At 51.5% G+C, this 17,022-nt stretch carries 19 protein-coding genes and 1 other annotated feature; of the genes, 7 read left to right on the top strand and 12 right to left on the bottom strand.

Translation table 11 applies throughout. From position 1 onward, the window contains the following. Nucleotides 1–10: 10 nt before the first annotated feature. Nucleotides 11–931, bottom strand: a complete 921-nt coding sequence (gene rbsK / locus OGX98_RS03185) for a ribokinase (protein WP_045448909.1) — start codon at nucleotides 929–931, stop codon at nucleotides 11–13. Nucleotides 932–1,257: 326 nt separating this feature from the next. On the opposite strand from rbsK, the gene OGX98_RS03190 reads away from it, so the two are divergent. Then, complete coding sequence (locus OGX98_RS03190) at nucleotides 1,258–2,043, top strand: DeoR family transcriptional regulator (protein ID WP_200042392.1); 786 nt, start codon at nucleotides 1,258–1,260, stop codon at nucleotides 2,041–2,043. A 1-nt stretch (nucleotide 2,044) separates the two neighbouring features. Here OGX98_RS03190 and ilvN read toward each other — a convergent pair whose 3' ends face one another. The 3 genes from ilvN to ivbL form a co-directional block, all read right to left on the bottom strand. Then, entirely contained in the window at nucleotides 2,045–2,335 is a 291-nt protein-coding gene (gene ilvN / locus OGX98_RS03195) for an acetolactate synthase small subunit (protein ID WP_045448917.1), read from the bottom strand. A 3-nt stretch (nucleotides 2,336–2,338) separates the two neighbouring features. Further along, nucleotides 2,339–4,027 (bottom strand): acetolactate synthase large subunit, encoded by a 1,689-nt coding sequence (gene ilvB / locus OGX98_RS03200; protein WP_286594816.1) that lies wholly within the window; start codon nucleotides 4,025–4,027, stop codon nucleotides 2,339–2,341. A gap of 231 nt (nucleotides 4,028–4,258) precedes the next feature. Further along, nucleotides 4,259–4,357: an ilvB operon leader peptide IvbL gene (gene ivbL, locus OGX98_RS03205; protein ID WP_003827118.1), complete on the bottom strand. Its 99-nt coding sequence runs from the start codon at nucleotides 4,355–4,357 to the stop codon at nucleotides 4,259–4,261. A 522-nt stretch (nucleotides 4,358–4,879) separates the two neighbouring features. Between ivbL and tisB the strand changes: the two genes are divergently transcribed. The 3 genes from tisB to emrD all read left to right on the top strand — a co-directional run bounded on the left by tisB (nucleotide 4,880) and on the right by emrD (nucleotide 7,330). Then, nucleotides 4,880–4,969, top strand: a complete 90-nt coding sequence (tisB, locus tag OGX98_RS03210; protein ID WP_003840643.1) for a type I toxin-antitoxin system toxin TisB — start codon at nucleotides 4,880–4,882, stop codon at nucleotides 4,967–4,969. Nucleotides 4,970–5,087: 118 nt separating this feature from the next. Next, on the top strand, nucleotides 5,088–5,921 hold the full coding sequence (locus tag OGX98_RS03215; RefSeq protein WP_048223184.1) for an EamA family transporter: 834 nt from the start codon (nucleotides 5,088–5,090) through the stop codon (nucleotides 5,919–5,921). A gap of 224 nt (nucleotides 5,922–6,145) precedes the next feature. Then, complete coding sequence (gene emrD, locus OGX98_RS03220; protein ID WP_045448926.1) at nucleotides 6,146–7,330, top strand: multidrug efflux MFS transporter EmrD; 1,185 nt, start codon at nucleotides 6,146–6,148, stop codon at nucleotides 7,328–7,330. Here emrD and OGX98_RS03225 read toward each other — a convergent pair. Continuing rightward, nucleotides 7,257–8,318, bottom strand: a complete 1,062-nt coding sequence (locus tag OGX98_RS03225; protein WP_225761328.1) for a cellulase family glycosylhydrolase — start codon at nucleotides 8,316–8,318, stop codon at nucleotides 7,257–7,259. The two genes, emrD and OGX98_RS03225, sit on opposite strands and share 74 nt — an antisense overlap. Nucleotides 8,319–8,407: 89 nt before the next feature. After that, a complete protein-coding gene (gene dsdC, locus OGX98_RS03230; RefSeq protein WP_045448930.1) occupies nucleotides 8,408–9,331 on the bottom strand; it encodes a DNA-binding transcriptional regulator DsdC in 924 nt (307 codons plus the stop codon). Nucleotides 9,332–9,560: 229 nt separating this feature from the next. Between dsdC and dsdX the strand changes: the two genes are divergently transcribed. Both dsdX and dsdA read left to right on the top strand, forming a co-directional pair. Next, the gene (gene dsdX, locus OGX98_RS03235) at nucleotides 9,561–10,898 is read left to right on the top strand and encodes a D-serine transporter DsdX (RefSeq protein WP_286492937.1); all 1,338 of its coding nucleotides are present in this window, start codon (nucleotides 9,561–9,563) and stop codon (nucleotides 10,896–10,898) included. 17 nt (nucleotides 10,899–10,915) lie between these two features. After that, the gene (gene dsdA / locus OGX98_RS03240) at nucleotides 10,916–12,238 is read left to right on the top strand and encodes a D-serine ammonia-lyase (protein WP_200011133.1); all 1,323 of its coding nucleotides are present in this window, start codon (nucleotides 10,916–10,918) and stop codon (nucleotides 12,236–12,238) included. Nucleotides 12,239–12,250: 12 nt separating this feature from the next. Here the strand turns inward: dsdA and OGX98_RS03245 are convergent, their stop codons facing one another. The 6 genes from OGX98_RS03245 to ibpA form a co-directional block, all read right to left on the bottom strand. After that, nucleotides 12,251–12,781 carry a radical SAM protein gene (locus tag OGX98_RS03245; RefSeq protein WP_045448936.1) on the bottom strand — a complete coding sequence of 177 codons (531 nt, stop codon included), beginning with the start codon at nucleotides 12,779–12,781 and terminating at the stop codon, nucleotides 12,251–12,253. After that, nucleotides 12,778–13,140, bottom strand: a complete 363-nt coding sequence (locus OGX98_RS03250; RefSeq protein WP_045448937.1) for a DUF202 domain-containing protein — start codon at nucleotides 13,138–13,140, stop codon at nucleotides 12,778–12,780. The genes OGX98_RS03245 and OGX98_RS03250 overlap by 4 nt, the downstream gene beginning before the upstream one ends. Further along, nucleotides 13,130–13,477: a YidH family protein gene (locus OGX98_RS03255; protein WP_045448938.1), complete on the bottom strand. Its 348-nt coding sequence runs from the start codon at nucleotides 13,475–13,477 to the stop codon at nucleotides 13,130–13,132. The genes OGX98_RS03250 and OGX98_RS03255 overlap by 11 nt, the downstream gene beginning before the upstream one ends. 166 nt (nucleotides 13,478–13,643) lie before the next feature. Continuing rightward, on the bottom strand, nucleotides 13,644–15,305 hold the full coding sequence (locus tag OGX98_RS03260; protein ID WP_045448941.1) for a putative transporter: 1,662 nt from the start codon (nucleotides 15,303–15,305) through the stop codon (nucleotides 13,644–13,646). A gap of 125 nt (nucleotides 15,306–15,430) precedes the next feature. After that, the gene (gene ibpB / locus OGX98_RS03265) at nucleotides 15,431–15,859 is read right to left on the bottom strand and encodes a small heat shock chaperone IbpB (RefSeq protein ID WP_045448943.1); all 429 of its coding nucleotides are present in this window, start codon (nucleotides 15,857–15,859) and stop codon (nucleotides 15,431–15,433) included. 110 nt (nucleotides 15,860–15,969) lie between these two features. Then, nucleotides 15,970–16,383: a small heat shock chaperone IbpA gene (gene ibpA, locus OGX98_RS03270; RefSeq protein WP_045448945.1), complete on the bottom strand. Its 414-nt coding sequence runs from the start codon at nucleotides 16,381–16,383 to the stop codon at nucleotides 15,970–15,972. Beyond that, nucleotides 16,377–16,449, bottom strand: a sequence feature (ROSE (Repression Of Heat Shock gene Expression) occurs in the 5'-region of heat shock genes and acts as an RNA thermometer to modulate expression.). It overlaps the preceding gene by 7 nt. A 240-nt stretch (nucleotides 16,450–16,689) precedes the next feature. On the opposite strand from ibpA, the gene OGX98_RS03275 reads away from it, so the two are divergent. Then, entirely contained in the window at nucleotides 16,690–17,022 is a 333-nt protein-coding gene (locus OGX98_RS03275; protein WP_190284582.1) for a YceK/YidQ family lipoprotein, read from the top strand.

The raw sequence follows: 17,022 nt of genomic DNA on the forward strand, positions 1-17,022 counted from the left end.
TGCAGAAGTATTATTCGTTTAGGGTAAGAAACTCATTAAATTGTTCGATACTCGGATAAGAAGATTGCGTACCTTTTCCGGTGACGCTAAACGCAGCAAAAAGGGCGGCTTTCTTCATGGCGGCTTCGACATCACCACTCTGGACATAATAATGGGCAAAACAACCAATAAAGGCGTCGCCTGCGCCGCTGGTATCGACGGCATTGACGCGAAACGCCGGGACATGTACTTCCTGGTCACGCGTCATCCATAGCGCGCCTTTTTCACCCATTGTCACAATAATATTGTTAAGTCCTTTATCCACCAGGGAACGGGCAGCTGCGCGAATATGGTCATAAGTATCAACCGGCATCCCCGTTAATATTTCAAGTTCGGTTTCATTCGGCACAAAGAAATCACATTTACAAGCGTAGGACATATCTAATTCACGTAATGCTGGTGCGGGATTTAATAACACTTCAATGCCATGCTTTTTACCAAATTCAATCGCGTGATAAACTGTTTCCAGTTGGACTTCCAGTTGCAGGACAATAAGCTGGCATTTTTTTAAATCTTCCGCTGCACGATCGATATCCTCCGGAGAGAGAAATTTGTTCGCCCCTTTAATAATAAGAATGCTGTTACTTGAGTTGGCATTCACAAAGATCGGTGCGACGCCGCTGCTGGTACACGGAACTTTTTCTACATAGGTGGTGTTAATACCCCAGGATTCGAGGTTACGAATGGTGTTATCGGCAAAAATATCATCACCGACTTTCGTCAGCATCAGCACTTTAGAATTGAGTTTCGCGGCCGCAACGGCCTGATTCGCCCCTTTGCCACCACAGCCGATTTTAAACGCCGGTGCTTCCAGGGTTTCCCCTTCTTTCGGCATCTGGTTGGTGTAGGTGATGAGATCCACCATGTTAGAGCCAATAACAGCGATATCCATTTTACTACCTCTCAGAAACAATCACACAACAATGATATTAAAATAACATTATCATGTTACTTTCGTATCATTTGTGATTACGATCGCGATTGGAGGATCATTTTTCTGTTTATTTATTAAACACGAGATTAGCGGTTGATTAATCACCCCCTTCTCACAACAATTACAATCTACTGAAATTAAACTGTTTATAATCAAAAAAACGCGAATAAACGCGCTTTTAATTCCCGCCCGTCGGACGTATAGTAATGCAGCAATGTGATGTTCCTTACGACACAAAAATGTTACTAACGGAACATGCACAATATGAATCGCGGAGAAGGTGAATGGAAACCAAGCAAAAAGAACGTATTCGACGCCTGATGGAACTGTTGAAGAAGACCGACCGCATCCATCTGAAAGACGCCGCGCGGATGCTGGAGGTTTCCGTGATGACCATTCGCCGGGATCTCAGCCAGGATGACGAACCGTTACCCCTGACGCTGCTCGGCGGCTATATTGTGATGGTGAACAAACCCGCCACCATCGTTAACGCTCCGCTCCCCGCGCAAAAACCTTATCATCGCGACGATCTACCGGTTGCCATTCTGGCCGCAGGACTGGTGAGTGAAAACGATCTGGTCTTTTTTGATAATGGTGTGGAAATGCCGTTGGTGGTCAGCATGATCCCTGACGATATAACCTTTACCGGGATTTGCTACTCGCACCGGGTGTTTGTGGCGCTGAATGAAAAGCCTAATGCCACAGCGATCCTCTGCGGGGGGACCTATCGGGCGAAAAGTGACGCCTTCTACGACACCAGTAATCCTTCGCCGCTGGACTCACTGAATCCTCGAAAAGTCTTTATCTCCGCCAGCGGTGTACACGAGCACTTCGGCGTCAGTTGGTTTAACCCGGACGACCTCGCCACCAAACGCAAAGCAATGGAGCGCGGGCTCCGTAAAATTTTGCTGACCCGTCACGCCCTTTTTGATGAGGTCGCACCTGCCAGCATTGGTCCGCTTTCCACCTTTGATGTGCTGATCAGCGACCGTCCGTTACCGGCAGATTACGCCACCCACTGCCGGAACGGTTCCGTCAAAGTGATCACCCCCGATTCAGACGGCGACTAAGCTACTCAAAAAAGACGGTAATTTTATTAAACATTGAGGGATCGGACTGGTTACGTGCAACTTTCACAACATCTTCCAGCTTATCTATCTGGCTTATCATCTGTTCCAGACGCTGGTCGTCGTTGACCAATAGCCAGATACGACTCTGATCGCTGCCCTGAATCGGTAGACAGAGAATACCTTCCACGTTAAATGCCCGACGGGCGAACAGGCCGCAAACGTGGGTCATTACGCCGGGGTGGTTACGTACGGTGAGTTCCAGAATTACGTTGTCATGAGTCTGCTGTTGCATGGCTTATTCCCCCACCATTTCTGTGTTTGCCGCACCCGGCGGCACCATCGGGTACACTTTTTCTTCGGCGTCAATGCGCACGTGGATCAGTGCAGGTCCTGGACGATTGATAATCTCCTGCAGCGCCGCCTGTGGGTCTGCTTCGTTGTTCAAATCGCAGGTGTCGAGACCAAAACCGGCGGCAATCTGCATAAAGTTAATCATTCCAGGATAGGTAGCGGCAAAAACCCCCTGTTTGTAGAACAGGCTTTGTTGCTGATACACCAGCCCCAGCGCTTCGTTGTTCATCAGGATAATTTTAATATCCAGCTGATTTTCACTGGCGGTGGCCATTTCCTGAATATTCATCATCAGGCTGCCATCACCAGAGAAACACAGCACTTTTTTATCCGGATTCGCCAGTGCAGCACCAATTGCCGCTGGCAGTCCAAAGCCCATAGTCCCCAGGCCACCGGATGTCAGCCACTGACGCGGACGATTCAGTGGGTAAGCCTGCGCCGCCCACATCTGATGCTGACCCACATCGGTGGTGATTATCGCGCTGTCGTCCACACAGGCAGCAACGGCGTTAATCAGCCCGTAATGGGTGAGTGGGTCGCTTTCCTGCGGAATAGAGCAAGGGAATTCGCGCTGTAAATCGGCCACCATTTGATGCCACTCTTCACGCGGCCGCGCCTCAATCAGAGGGATCAGCTGCGCCAGCACCTCATCGACATCAGCCTGAATCGCCACGTGCGGTTGTTTAATTTTACCCAATTCGGCACGGTCGATATCCACATGAATAATTTTGGCATTCGGACAGAACTGTTCGGTTTTGCCAATCGCCCGGTCATCAAAACGTGCACCAAGAACAATCAACAAATCCGCTTCTTGCAGAATAAAGTTGGTACTGCGCGCACCGTGCATCCCCAGCATACCTAACGACAACGGATGCGCTTTTGGCAGCATGCCGAGCGCCATTAAGGTCATGGTGGTTGGCAACGTCGCTTTTTCTGCCAGCTCGCGCACCCGCGCAGGCGCATTGATGACGCCGCCCCCGAGGTATAACACAGGCCGCTTCGCCGCATTAATCATTGCTGCGGCATCACGGATGCTGTCCGCGTTAAAAGTAGGCGTGGACATTTTTTCGGCCGGTTCAGGCATCTCGTCCAGCTCAATCGTTGCTGTTTGTATGTCCTTAGGAATGTCTATCCACACCGGCCCCGGTCGTCCTGACTGCGCAATGCGGAATGCATCGCTCATAACCTGCGGTAGTTCATTGATATGTCGGACCAGATAGTTGTGTTTAGTGATGGGGATAGAGATGCCGTAGGTGTCGACTTCCTGAAAGGCGTCGGTACCGATCATTGAGGCCGGAACCTGCCCGGTGATACACACCAGCGGGATGGAATCCAGACGCGCATCGGCAATAGCGGTCACCAGGTTGGTTGCGCCTGGCCCACTACAGGCCATACACACAGCGGGTTTACCATCGGTTCTCGCCATTCCCTGGGCGATAAACCCCGCACCCTGCTCGTGGCGCGCCAGGATATGACGGATTTGCGTGCTTTGGCTTAAGGCGTCGTAGACGGGGAGAATCGAACCGCCAGGAATACCGGTGACCACCTTGATACCCTGGCGCTCCAGAAAATGAACGATAAATTCTGCGCCCGTAAAACGCGTACGTTTGGATGTTATGCCCGAACTTGCCATGCTCCAGTCCTTTTTATTCTGGGCCGACTTTACGCGTCGTATTTCAAGTTGCTGGTGCGTTGGCTGCTCGCGTTCCCCTCAGTCACGTACCGATGTACGCTCCTGGAGATTCGCTCACTTGCCGCCTTCCTGCAACCCGAATTACTTAGCGTATCCGGGGAGGTCTCTTAAACGAAAAACCCCGCCCGGTTTGCGCCGGCGGGGTTTTGGAATCGTGTGTTGTTCCGGACCCTACGGCGCATTGCCGACGACCACCACCACACGCACGACGACCGCTGCGCGAGATGGCGCAGTTTTTAGTAGGGTCGCAGTCAGCATGGAAGGGTTCATTAGGGACCTTGTCTGTTTGTTGGTTAACAGGATTCATACAAACACAGCTTTTTCGGCGTGACAATGGAAAATTTTTCATCTGCACAAAAATGCGTCAAAGATCACACTTCACTATATGTGACGCAAAAAACAAAAAACCCCGCCGGAGCGAGGTTTTTTCAGCGTTGTGCGGTTGGTGGCCGCAAAGCACACTGTGTTATGTCAACGGTAAAAGTATACGCGTTCCGCGAAGAACACGCAATTTCGGCACGAATTTTGATGTTTTTGAGTATGGCTTAACGATGGCAGAACGTCCACATAATACTGTTAATTTATACAGTATTTATCTATAATGTCACCGTACGCAATGTGTTATGCGGGGGCCGCATCGTAAACCGGCGCAACAAAGTCCTGGCTGAAACGGGTGGTGCCGTCAGCGCCTGAACCCCGTGTGAGCACACTGTGTTATGTCAACAAAGGTGCTGGTAACAGGCAGCGGCAAGGTACGCCAGCACCGTGCTCCTTGTACCAAAAGGAGAGCGTATGAGCCTCGTGGATATCGCTATTCTTATCCTCAAACTCATTGTTGCAGCACTGCAACTACTTGATGCCGTTCTGAAATACATTAAGTGATTCAGATTCAAGTCGCACCTAAGAGGAGCGGGAAACCGCTCCTCTTTCACTTCTCCCTGGTGCTTGCACCGCGCCAATATGTTACGTTTTTATGACATTCTCAGGGAAGAATACCGCCATGACCCTTTCTGTTTTCTGCATTTTGCTGTTTGCCGCGCTGCTTCATGCCAGCTGGAATGCCATTGTAAAAGCAGGAAACGACAAACTTTACTCAGCCATCAGCGTCAGTGGCTCGGCGGCTGTTATGGCGCTGGTATGTTTACCTTTTGCACCACATCCCTCTGTCGCCAGCCTGCCATATTTAGCGATCTCAACCGCGTTACAGGTGGTGTATACCGTACTGGTTGCTAAAACTTATCAGGTCTCGGACATGAGCCAGACCTATCCCTTAATGCGCGGCACAGCCCCACTACTGGTCGCTATCATTAGCGTCCTGTTTCTCGGCGATAGCCTGTCGATGCTTGCGTGGGTAGGTATTGCTACGATCTGTCTGGCAATCCTCGGGATGGCATTTAACGGTCGCAGCAGTTCGCAGCGTGGAATTATCCTGGCATTAATCAATGCCTGCTTTATTGCCGGATATACACTGGTGGATGGCACCGGTGTGAGATTATCAGATACCGCGCTGGGCTATACGCTTTGGACGTTCTTTCTGAACGGCTCATGCCTGCTGAGCTGGGCGATGATTGCCCGACGCCGGGAAGCATCGCGCTATCTGGTACAACAGTGGAAAAAAGGGATTCTGGGCGGTATTGGCACCATGGGCTCTTACGGACTGGCGCTGTGGGCGATGACGCAGGCCCCGCTGGCGGTCGTCGCCGCGCTGCGCGAAACGTCTATTCTGTTTGGCGCCCTGCTCGCCTGGCTACTGCTTAAGGAAAAAGTCGCCGGAATACGTCTTATCGCCGCGGGGGGAATTGCTTTGGGGGCAATTTTATTGCGTTTATCCTGATTGCCGGATGGCGGCTACGCCTTACCTATCCTGTCATCGCCATCACCATTCATTCCGGCAACATTTATTGCCGCTTTTTGTTTACATTTCCTGCCGTTCACCTCCCGATCATTGCAGTTCTGAATATGGTCTTCTTTTTTTAATGTGGTAGATTCCACGCGCATTTACGGGAATTAGCAGCACCTTATTCTTATTTTTTCTATTTTTGAAAAGTAATCAGCGAAATGAAAAGGCATAGAAGCGTCAATTTGTTGTTGATGTTGGTACTACTGGTGGCGGTCGGACAAATGGCGCAAACCATTTATATCCCCGCTATTGCCGATATGGCGCGTGAACTGAACGTTCGTGAAGGGGCAGTGCAAAGCGTAATGGCCGCTTACCTGCTGACCTACGGCGTGTCACAACTGTTTTACGGCCCTCTTTCTGACCGCGTAGGGCGTCGCCCGGTTATCCTCACCGGGATGTCCATTTTTATGCTGGCAACGCTGGTAGCCATTACAACCCACAGCCTGACGATACTGATTATCGCCAGCGCTATACAGGGAATGGGAACAGGGGTCGGCGGTGTAATGGCGCGAACTTTACCGCGAGATCTGTATGAAGGCACTCAGTTGCGTCATGCCAACAGCTTATTAAATATGGGGATCCTCGTCAGCCCACTGTTGGCACCGCTTATTGGCGGCATGTTGGATACCCTGTGGAACTGGCGCGCCTGCTATATTTTCCTGTTGATTCTGTGCGCGGGCGTTACCTTTAGCATGGCACGCTGGATGCCTGAAACGCGACCTGCGGGTGCACCTCGCCCACGGCTTATCGCCAGCTACAAAACCTTGTTTGGCAACGGTGCATTCACTTGTTACGTGCTGATGCTGATTGGCGGTCTGGCGGGCGTTGCGGTCTTCGAAGCCTGCTCCGGGGTATTAATGGGCGCTGTTTTAGGCTTAAGCAGCATGGCGGTCAGTATTCTGTTTATTCTGCCTATTCCTGCGGCGTTTTTCGGCGCGTGGTTCGCCGGTCGCCCAAACAAGCGCTTCTCGACGCTGATGTGGCAGTCCGTTACCTGCTGTCTGGTAGCCGGGCTGATGATGTGGATCCCTGGCCTGTTTGACGTGATGAACGTCTGGACACTGCTGGTTCCCGCCGCATTGTTTTTCTTTGGTGCCGGAATGCTGTTCCCGCTGGCAACCAGCGGCGCAATGGAGCCTTTCCCGTTTCTGGCAGGTACAGCCGGAGCGCTGGTCGGCGGTTTACAAAACATTGGTTCCGGCGTGCTGGCATGGCTCTCCGCGATGCTGCCGCAAACCGGACAGGCCAGTCTTGGCCTGCTGATGACCCTTATGGGGCTACTGATTTTTGTGTGCTGGTTGCCGCTGGCATCACGTGTGTCTCATCAGGGGCAGGCGGTTTAAGCGAATGATGGCCCGGTTTATCGCCGGGCTTTTCACACTCCGGCATGATCATCATCTTCATTAACGGTTCCAGCGCCGGACGCCAGGCTCCTTCCTCGCCATCATAAAACTGTGTATTGGTATTGATGGCATAGGGAATTTTCGCTTTCTTCAATTCACATGCCATAAATCTGGCAAACGCGTACTGCGCAGCGGAAGGCGCGTTTTTGATCGTTTCACCGGGTGCCCAGCCACCGACCCAACTGACATGACCCGTTTTCTGCTGCCAGTGAATAGCACTGTTAATTCGGGCACGAATGGCAGCCTTTTCCGCCGTTGTACCCGATGTCCACGGGTATTTCCCGTTATTTTTTAGCGGCCCCCACGGAAAAATATGCCATTCAGCCAGAACGTAACTCTGACTTTGCGGCGGTAGCTTCAGGTTTGGTAAATCTTCCGGCGCGGCGCGCAGGCGTGGTGCGACAAAAATCATACGCTGCGGGTCGATGGCATGAATCATGCGAATCGTTTTGTCATACACCCGATTGAGGGATGCCTGATTATGATTTAATTTATCGGCAGGTTCATAGATCAGGTCAAAACCCAATAGCGGTGAGCTTTGACCAAAGTAATGCGCCACGGCCACCCACCAGTTAACGACCTCTTTTTCATTTCCGGTAGAAGGGTCTTTTTTGTACTCATCCGCCTGATAAGCAATTATCGGGATCACGCCATATTGCTCACAGGCTTCCACCAGCTTACGCAGATGGATAAGCCTGGCCTCTGTTGGCTCGCCCGCAACGCGAATCCGCACATGAGTTAGCCCCTGCGCCCGAAAATCCCGCACCACCAGCGGATCGAACTCACGGATCCCCCTTTCAGTGCGCGCCCAGTCGACGTCCATTCCTACTCCAAGCTGTTGCGCGTAGTGTTCAGCCGTTAACGGCGGTTCAGCCGCATACACAGCGGCACTGGACAGCAACATGAGAGAAATGAGCGGCTTTAACACGGTTGTCCTCAGGCATTAACCGGGAGTGATATCACGTATTTAGCACAATCTCTGGTATCAGGTGTAGAGCGAAAACGTAATAATTATCATCATACCTGTTCTTGCAGCCAGCCGATAAACGCCTCGATTTTTGGCCACTGTCTGCCTGGCAGCGTGGTGATGTAATAATGCTGATGACATTTCAGCGCCATATCACCAAAAGGGGCGATCAGCTCACCGCTGTCGAGACGTTTTTGCACCAGCCTCTTTCTCCCCATTGCCACACCAATGTGGTTCATTGCCGCAATCACCGCTAAATCAGAACGATCAAAGCCAATACCAGACGATGTCGGCAAATTCACTGAAAAATGCTGCGCCCAACTGTGCCACTCATCGGTACCCGAGTCGTTGCTCCACGCCTGCCTGTCGTGCAGCAGCGTGCAATGTGGCAGGTTCACCAAAGACCCTGCCAGCTCATAGCGGCGAGCATAGTCCGGGCTGCATACCGGTACTATCGCTTCATCCATTAGAAAATGGTGAGTGAGTTGCGCGGAAGGTGCATCGTCAAAATAGATGGCCAGATCGATCCCGGCTCGTTGCAAATTGACGTTGTCATTCCCGGTCAATATCGTCAGTGAAATCGATGGATAGCGGCGGGTAAAGTCACCGAGAGCCGGAACCAGCCAACACTGGGCAATGGAGGGGCGTGAATAAACGGTGAGCGTCCCTGACAGCTCCTGATTCTTGATATCGAGAATTTCCTGATTGAGTGTATCCAGCGATGATTTCAGCGCCCAGAACACTCGCTTACCTTCATGAGTGAGTTCCACTTTGCGATGTGAACGAACAAACAACTGGATACCCAACTCCTCTTCGAGCTGATTAATACGATGGCTGACGGCACTCGGGCTTAACGACAGTTCGTCTGCCGCCAGCGCAAAAGACTGATGTCTGGCCGCCACCTCAAAGGTATAGAGTTTTGATAGCTGCCAGCCATTGAGCAGACGATTTCTGACATCACGCAGGGGATCCATATTTACCTCCGTCATCCTGAATTTTTAGCCGGAGTGTAAAAAAACGCGCTGAAAAAATCAGCACAAAGATGATTCAAAGTGAAGCATGTCGCATAAACCAGCCATAATAAGACCTAAATCACCCTTTTGATTCAATTTGGCTCATGTGAAAGGCCAATTTTATCGTTTGTCAGCCCATGCCGTTTTTTTGTCCAATGTAACCTATGTTAATCACAGGGCAAGGTGAGATATGCACTCTCAAATCTGGGTTGTGAGCACGCTGCTGATAAGCATCGTGTTGATCGTTTTGACCATCGTGAAGTTTAAATTCCATCCGTTTCTGGCGCTGCTGTTAGCCAGTTTCTTCGTGGGTACGATGATGGGCATGGGGCCGCTGGATATGGTCAATGCCATTGAGAGTGGCATCGGTGGCACACTGGGATTCCTCGCCGCGGTTATCGGTCTGGGAACCATTCTTGGTAAAATGATGGAGGTTTCTGGCGCAGCGGAACGCATCGGCCTGACGCTTCAACGCTGCCGCTGGCTTTCTGCTGACGTCATTATGGTGCTGGTTGGGCTGATTTGCGGTATTACGCTGTTTGTTGAAGTCGGCGTGGTGCTTCTGATTCCCCTGGCATTTTCAATTGCCAAAAAAACGAATACCTCATTACTGAAGCTGGCTATTCCGCTGTGTACTGCACTGATGGCGGTGCATTGTGTAGTACCGCCACACCCGGCAGCCTTGTTTGTGGCGAATAAACTGGGCGCGGATCTAGGTACTGTTATCGTTTATGGTTTACTTGTTGGACTGATGGCATCCCTGATTGGTGGGCCGCTGTACCTCAAATTCCTCGGTAACCGCCTGCCGTTTAAACCAGTACCAGCCGAGTTTTCCGACCTCAAGGTACGAGACGAAAACACGCTGCCATCACTGAGTGCAACGCTGTTTACCGTACTGCTGCCAATTGGTCTGATGCTGGTGAAAACAGTCGCTGAACTGAACATGGCGAAAGGCAGTACGGTATATACGCTGCTGGAGTTTATCGGTAATCCGATCACAGCAATGTTTATCGCCGTCTTCGTGGCCTATTACATTCTCGGCCTGCGCCAGCATATCGGCATGAGCACACTCCTGACCCATACTGAGAACGGGTTTGGCTCAATTGCTAACATTCTGCTGATTATCGGTGCCGGTGGCGCATTCAACGCTATCCTCAAAAGCAGCGGCCTGGCGGATACCCTGGCACTGATCCTCTCCAACATGCATATGCACCCGATTCTGCTGGCCTGGCTGGTGGCATTGATCCTGCATGCCGCAGTGGGTTCAGCTACGGTAGCGATGATGGGCGCAACGGCGATTGTTGCTCCGATGCTACCGCTCTACCCCAACGTCAGCCCGGAGATCATCACTATTGCCATCGGTTCTGGCGCAATTGGCTGCACAATCGTCACAGATTCTCTCTTCTGGCTGGTGAAGCAGTACTGCGGCGCTACCCTGAATGAGACGTTTAAATACTATACGACCGCGACATTTATCGCGTCGGTGATTGCACTAGCGTGCACATTCCTGCTTTCCTTTATCATCTAAGCGCAAAGAGACGTACTATGGAAAACATGCAAAAACTCATCGCCCAGTATCCTTTAGTGGAGGATCTGGTCGCACTCAAAGAAACGACCTGGTTTAACCCGGGCACCACCTCTCTTGCGGAAGGTTTACCCTACGTGGGTCTGACGGAGCACGATGTGCAGGATGCTCACGCCCGTCTGGCTCGTTTTGCACCGTATTTGGCGAAAGCATTCCCGGAAACCGCTGCAACCGGCGGCATCATCGAGTCTGAGCTAGCCGCTATTCCTGCGATGCAAAAACGTCTGGAAAAAGAGTACGGCCAGAGTATTTGCGGCGAAATACTGCTGAAAAAAGACAGCCACCTGCCAATTTCCGGCTCGATTAAAGCCCGTGGCGGTATTTATGAAGTGCTGACTCACGCCGAAAAACTGGCGCTGGAAGCTGGTCTGCTAACCACCGACGATGATTACAGCATCCTGCTATCTCCTGAGTTCAAACAGTTTTTCAGCCAGTACAGCATCGCGGTAGGCTCAACCGGTAACCTGGGAATGTCGATCGGCATTATGAGCGCCTGCATTGGCTTTAAGGTAACTGTACATATGTCTGCTGACGCCCGTGCATGGAAAAAAGCCAAACTGCGCAGCCACGGAGTAACGGTAGTTGAGTACGAAGAAGATTACGGCGTGGCTGTTGAACAGGGTCGCAAGGCGGCAGAATCCGATCCCAACTGCTTCTTTATCGATGACGAAAACTCCCGCACATTGTTCCTGGGCTATGCGGTTGCCGGACAACGTCTGAAGGCACAGTTTGCACAGCAAGGTCGCGTGGTGGATGCCGAACATCCGTTATTTGTCTATCTACCGTGCGGTGTGGGCGGCGGACCTGGCGGCGTGGCGTTTGGCCTGAAATTAGCGTTCGGCGATAACGTGCACTGCTTCTTTGCTGAGCCAACCCATTCACCGTGCATGCTGCTGGGAGTTTACACCGGGTTGCACGATACGATTTCCGTTCAGGAGATTGGTATCGACAACCTGACCGCGGCAGATGGTCTGGCAGTCGGTCGCGCTTCGGGTTTTGTAGGCCGCGCAATGGAGCGTCTGCTTGATGGCCTGTACACTCTTGATGACCAGACTATGTACGATATGCTGGGCTGGCTGGCACAGGAGGAAGGTATTCGCCTGGAGCCTTCAGCTCTGGCGGGCATGGCCGGTCCTCAGCGCGTATGCAATTCTGCTGACTATCAGCAGATGCACGGACTCAGCGCAGAGCAGCTCAATAACGCCACCCATCTGGTCTGGGCCACCGGCGGCGGTATGGTGCCGGATGAAGAAATGGCGCAGTACCTCGCTAAAGGACGTTAAACGCCGTTGACCTTAACGCAGCATCGCCATCAGTTCCATCGGTGAGCGATGCTGTTTAAGCAAGTCGCGCATAACGCGCATATGCGGGGCGGTGTGGTCAAAGAACGCTTGATAACCTGCGCACAGTCCCCCCTTCCCATCATCACAATATGCCGGGCAATCGCCACGATAGAATTGCAGCAAGGAACATGACTGACAGCGCGTACTCAGCAGTGAAATCGTCTGTCGATCGGCTTGTCCCGTCCGACCACACCACCGATTCAGCGTGTTATCGAACAGTGGAATGGATATTCGAGTAATATCCTCACGAACCCAGATATCAAATACCGTATTTAAAAACCGTCCCCAGTCTTCTGAAGAAACAGATTCAGCTGTCAGGTTGCCTTTTTCATCACGTTCAACCAGGGGAATAAACTGCACAGAACGAACGCCGTCTTTCTGTAAGTTTCGATATAAATCAACAGGGTACTGACATTTCTGGTGATCCACCACCACCATCTTAATCCCCCCCTCACTAACATCCATGTCCTCACACCCCGTCATGCAAAATCCCCGATAAATACGATAAGTTGGCGAACGTGTGTTACAGCAAACAGTATTGCGAGAGATAACACCGCGAGAGAGATCATAAATTTGTCACGCACCGCACGAGATTCAGAAAAATCGTTATGTGCAACGTCCATCAGATTACGACTGCGGGTATAGCGCCAGAGAATTATCGCCACGATCGCCAGTACACCGAGAGAAACCCAGAAGAGAAATCCCACCTGATGCCAGTTATGCTTCAACGCCAGCGCCATTAATGCGCCGTAGCCAAGAAGAGTTCGAAGCCAGGCAAGCGATGTACGCTCCGGTTGCAGCCCGGGATCGGCAATACGCCGCGATTTACGGCTATCCGGCATACAATACCAGCCCCATCACAATCACCGCGACAAACATCAAAATCAGGCTGATTATCAAAAGGCTATGGGTGTACGGCAAGTCCTCTTTCAGACGCATTGCCTTTTCATTACGCAGCCAGCGCAAGTAACCATAAATCGCCAGACCGCCCGCAAACAAGCACAGCAGCAGAGCCAACAGTTCTCGAATGACCGGCGTGGCGAAATCCGGTGCCAGTTGGTCCAGGCCGACACCCGCGGCCAGAAACCCCAGCGCGGTACGGATCCACGCCAGAAAAGTACGCTCATTTGCCAGCGAGAAACGGTAATCCGGCGCTTCTCCGAGGAGGGAAATCTTCATCACAACTCCTTCAATGTTGTTATCTGGTCGTTATACCGGAACAGTAAAGGAGTATGAACCCGATTCTCAAACGTTAGGCTGCGTAATGTGATTCAGACAAAGGAAAGGCCTACAAAATAGATCTTGTAGGCCTGATAAGAGCAATATCTTCAGTGAGTTAAAAGACTTATCCCATTCCCCAGAAAATCACTGCCAGCAGCTGTGGAGTAATAATACGCAGGAACATCACCAGTGGATAAACCGTGGCATAAGAGAGCGCTGCCGCACCGCTGGTAGCATGGAGGTTGTTAGCAAACGCCAGCGCAGGTGGATCGGTCATGGAACCAGCCAGCATTCCGCACAGCGTCAGGTAGTTCATTTTGGCAAAGATACGCGCCAGTATCCCGACGGTAATCAGAGGAATAGCGGTGATAAAGATGCCATAGCCAACCCAACTCAGACCATCTCCCTGCATCAGCGTATCGACAAAATCACCACCTGACTTCAGGCCAACTACCGCCAGAAAGAGCACAATACCTAACTCACGCAGCGCCAGGTTGGCGCTCGGCGGCATAAACCAGTACAGCTTGCCGATGCTGCCAATACGTCCAAGTATCAGCGCCATAATCAGCGGACCACCGGCCAGACCTAGCTTTAACGCCACCGGGAAGCCTGGGATAAACAACGGAATGGACCCCAACAAAACCCCAAGCCCGATGCCGATAAACACTGGCAACATCTGCACCTGTTGCAGTTTTTGCTGCGCGTTGCCCACGACATTGGCAACGGCATCGATGGACGAGGGGCGTCCAACCAGATTGAGAATATCCCCAAACTGCAAACTGGCATCACTGCTGGCGACCAACTCAACGCCCGCACGGTTCAGTCGAGAGATCACCACGTCGTAGCGCTCTTTAAAGTGCAGGTCACGGATCCGTTTACCAAGTACCTGCTCGTTAGTCACCACCACGCGCTCAACGCGCAAATCCGTTCCCCGCGTCGACAGAGAGGTATCCACTTCCTGCCCAATCACGACCTGCGCGTTGTGCAGGTCGGCAGGCTGCCCAACCAGATGTAACAAGTCGCCCAATTGGATAATCGTCCCCGGCGACGGCACCATCAACGTCTCTTCACGTTTCAGGCGAGAGCAGATGATTTTATCGCTATTCAGAATAGGCACATCCTGAATCGCCATATTGTTGAGGTTCGGGTTCTCAACACGAATGTTCATCGTCTGAATCAGCGCATGTCCGTTAGTAAGCGTTGATTCATGCTGCTTAGCCTCTGCCTCAACATTGACGCGAAAAATAAGACGCATCAGCCACATAGTGAGCAAGATACCGCAAATACCGAAAGGATAAGCCATGGCATAGCTCATCCCCATCTGATCTACGATATCAACAGGTGTACCCAAATCGCGCAGAATTTGCTGCCCCGCGCCCAGCGCCGGGGTATTGGTGACCGCACCGGAGAATATTCCCAGCACGACAGGAAGAGGAATGGCAAAAATCTTATGCAGAAGAGCGGTGACCAGCCCCCCCATAATGACGATCAGGACGGCGAAAAGATTCAGGCGTAAGCCCGAAACCCGCAGAGAAGCAAAGAAGCCCGGCCCCACCTGAATTCCGATGGTATACACAAACAGTATCAGGCCAAACTCCTGAATAAAATGCAGCATGTCACCGCTCAGAGTCATCCCTGCCTGATCGACAAAATGCCCGACAATGATACCGCCGAACAGCACGCCCCCGATGCCAAAACCAACGCCGCGTATTTTGATGTTGCCGATCCATAACCCGACAACCGCCACCAATGCCAGAACGCTGACCGTCAATGCTATATCACTCATTATCCTGTTCCCTGTGAATAACATCATTAAGTAAATGGATTCTGGCAGAGTACAGGCGCAAAGTATGGGTGGTAAAGCACAAAAAAAGCCCCGTCATTTCTGGCGGGGCAAAGGCAAGGAGCTAATTAGCTATTTAATGCGGGACGTTCGCTAATGGCAATCCGCTGCGGCGGAATAGTTTCTGGCTCATTGCGAATTAAATCGATGTGCAGCAAACCATTAGTGAAGCTTGCGCCGGAGACTTCCATATTTTCTGCCAGAGTAAAACTCAGGCTAAAGGACTGAGTTACCAGCCCCTGGTGCAGCCATTTGGTCTCTTTATCCGGCTGCTGCGGCGTGCCTTTCACGGTCAGGCGAGTGCCTTCCAGTTGAATATCCAGATCTTCCTGGCGGAAACCAGCTAACGCAAGGGTAATGCGGTAGTGATTATCATCGCTCTTTTCGATGTTATAGGGTGGGAAGCTCTGGCTTTCACCGCTGTTTTGCAAAGCATTGGCCAGTTTGTCAAAACCAATCCATTGACGCAGCAGTGGGGATAAGTCGTAATTACGCATAGTCATTTCTCCTTCTAAGAAGCGAGTAAGTACCTGCGAATCCAAGGATTCGCATATGCTCCCTGACGGCGAGCATGGGATAGCAGGCCGCCTGACGCGGCCCAATAGAATTAGTTGATTTCGATACGGCGCGGTTTGTTCGCTTCCGGGATCACGCGCTCAAGCTCGATATACAGCAGACCGTTCACCAGGTTTGCACCACGAACATGAATGTTCTCAGCCAACTGGAACTTGCGTTCAAAGTTGCGCTCGGCAATACCCTGATACAGGTAAGTACGTTCTTTTTGCTCGTCCGCATGAGCGCCTTTTACCACCAGCAAATTATCCTGGGCGGTAATCTCCAGCTCGCTTTCAGCAAAGCCCGCAACGGCAATCGCAATGCGATAATGGTTTTCGTCTACCAGCTCAACGTTATACGGAGGGTAGCCACCATTGCTCTGGCTCTGATTGCTTTCCAGAAGGTTAAACAGACGATCAAAACCAATTGCAGAACGGTACAGTGGGGATAAGTCAAAGTTACGCATAATCAATAGCTCCTGAAATCAGCGAGAATGTTAGACCTTCCATCATGGACAGGTCAGGTAGCCAGGACACCCATCAGGCGAGCCCTTCATGTGTCTACATCCTAAAAATGGGTCTTAATACAAACTTTTCAAGCGTATTCATCTGACTTTTTTTGCAGTTTGTTGTCTATTGCATACACTGGGTGGACAGTCGTTGTCGTTAGAGTGCGATAGCCGCCGTAGTGCGACATGATGGTGACGTTATTTTTCGCAATGGATCGCGATAACTCATCAGGCAAATACCGATGATTAACAGATGAATAAATGATGATAAAAAAAATGTTGTTAACAGTGATAATGTACAGCGCGATGGTCTTAGTGAGTGGCTGCTCCAGCGTAATGTCGCATACCGGGGGCAAAGAGGGGACCTATCCTGGTACTCGCGCCAGCGCTACGATGATAAGCGAAAGCGATACAAACTGGGGAACAAAGTCGCTGGCCATTCTGGATATGCCATTTACCGCTGTCCTGGATACGATACTACTCCCGTGGGATCTTTTCCGTTCAGATAACTCAGTCAGATCCCGCGTAGAAAGGAGTGAGGAGAGAACGCAAGTCACCAACTCCGTTATCCCCCCGGCGAGTATGCCCGCCCCTTAA

Source organism: Citrobacter sp. Cm046, assembly GCF_030333065.1.
GTDB classification, from domain to species: Bacteria; Pseudomonadota; Gammaproteobacteria; order Enterobacterales; family Enterobacteriaceae; genus Citrobacter; species Citrobacter murliniae.

Coding starts and splice junctions, on each gene's coding strand:
- rbsK (WP_045448909.1), bottom strand. CDS start 931: ATGGATATCGCTGTTATTGGCTCTAACATGGTGGATCTCATCACCTAC.
- OGX98_RS03190 (WP_200042392.1), top strand. CDS start 1,258: ATGGAAACCAAGCAAAAAGAACGTATTCGACGCCTGATGGAACTGTTG.
- ilvN (WP_045448917.1), bottom strand. CDS start 2,335: ATGCAACAGCAGACTCATGACAACGTAATTCTGGAACTCACCGTACGT.
- ilvB (WP_286594816.1), bottom strand. CDS start 4,027: ATGGCAAGTTCGGGCATAACATCCAAACGTACGCGTTTTACGGGCGCA.
- ivbL (WP_003827118.1), bottom strand. CDS start 4,357: ATGAACCCTTCCATGCTGACTGCGACCCTACTAAAAACTGCGCCATCT.
- tisB (WP_003840643.1), top strand. CDS start 4,880: ATGAGCCTCGTGGATATCGCTATTCTTATCCTCAAACTCATTGTTGCA.
- OGX98_RS03215 (WP_048223184.1), top strand. CDS start 5,088: ATGACCCTTTCTGTTTTCTGCATTTTGCTGTTTGCCGCGCTGCTTCAT.
- emrD (WP_045448926.1), top strand. CDS start 6,146: ATGAAAAGGCATAGAAGCGTCAATTTGTTGTTGATGTTGGTACTACTG.
- dsdC (WP_045448930.1), bottom strand. CDS start 9,331: ATGGATCCCCTGCGTGATGTCAGAAATCGTCTGCTCAATGGCTGGCAG.
- dsdX (WP_286492937.1), top strand. CDS start 9,561: ATGCACTCTCAAATCTGGGTTGTGAGCACGCTGCTGATAAGCATCGTG.
- dsdA (WP_200011133.1), top strand. CDS start 10,916: ATGGAAAACATGCAAAAACTCATCGCCCAGTATCCTTTAGTGGAGGAT.
- OGX98_RS03245 (WP_045448936.1), bottom strand. CDS start 12,781: ATGACGGGGTGTGAGGACATGGATGTTAGTGAGGGGGGGATTAAGATG.
- OGX98_RS03250 (WP_045448937.1), bottom strand. CDS start 13,140: ATGCCGGATAGCCGTAAATCGCGGCGTATTGCCGATCCCGGGCTGCAA.
- OGX98_RS03255 (WP_045448938.1), bottom strand. CDS start 13,477: ATGAAGATTTCCCTCCTCGGAGAAGCGCCGGATTACCGTTTCTCGCTG.
- OGX98_RS03260 (WP_045448941.1), bottom strand. CDS start 15,305: ATGAGTGATATAGCATTGACGGTCAGCGTTCTGGCATTGGTGGCGGTT.
- ibpB (WP_045448943.1), bottom strand. CDS start 15,859: ATGCGTAATTACGACTTATCCCCACTGCTGCGTCAATGGATTGGTTTT.
- ibpA (WP_045448945.1), bottom strand. CDS start 16,383: ATGCGTAACTTTGACTTATCCCCACTGTACCGTTCTGCAATTGGTTTT.
- OGX98_RS03275 (WP_190284582.1), top strand. CDS start 16,690: ATGATAAAAAAAATGTTGTTAACAGTGATAATGTACAGCGCGATGGTC.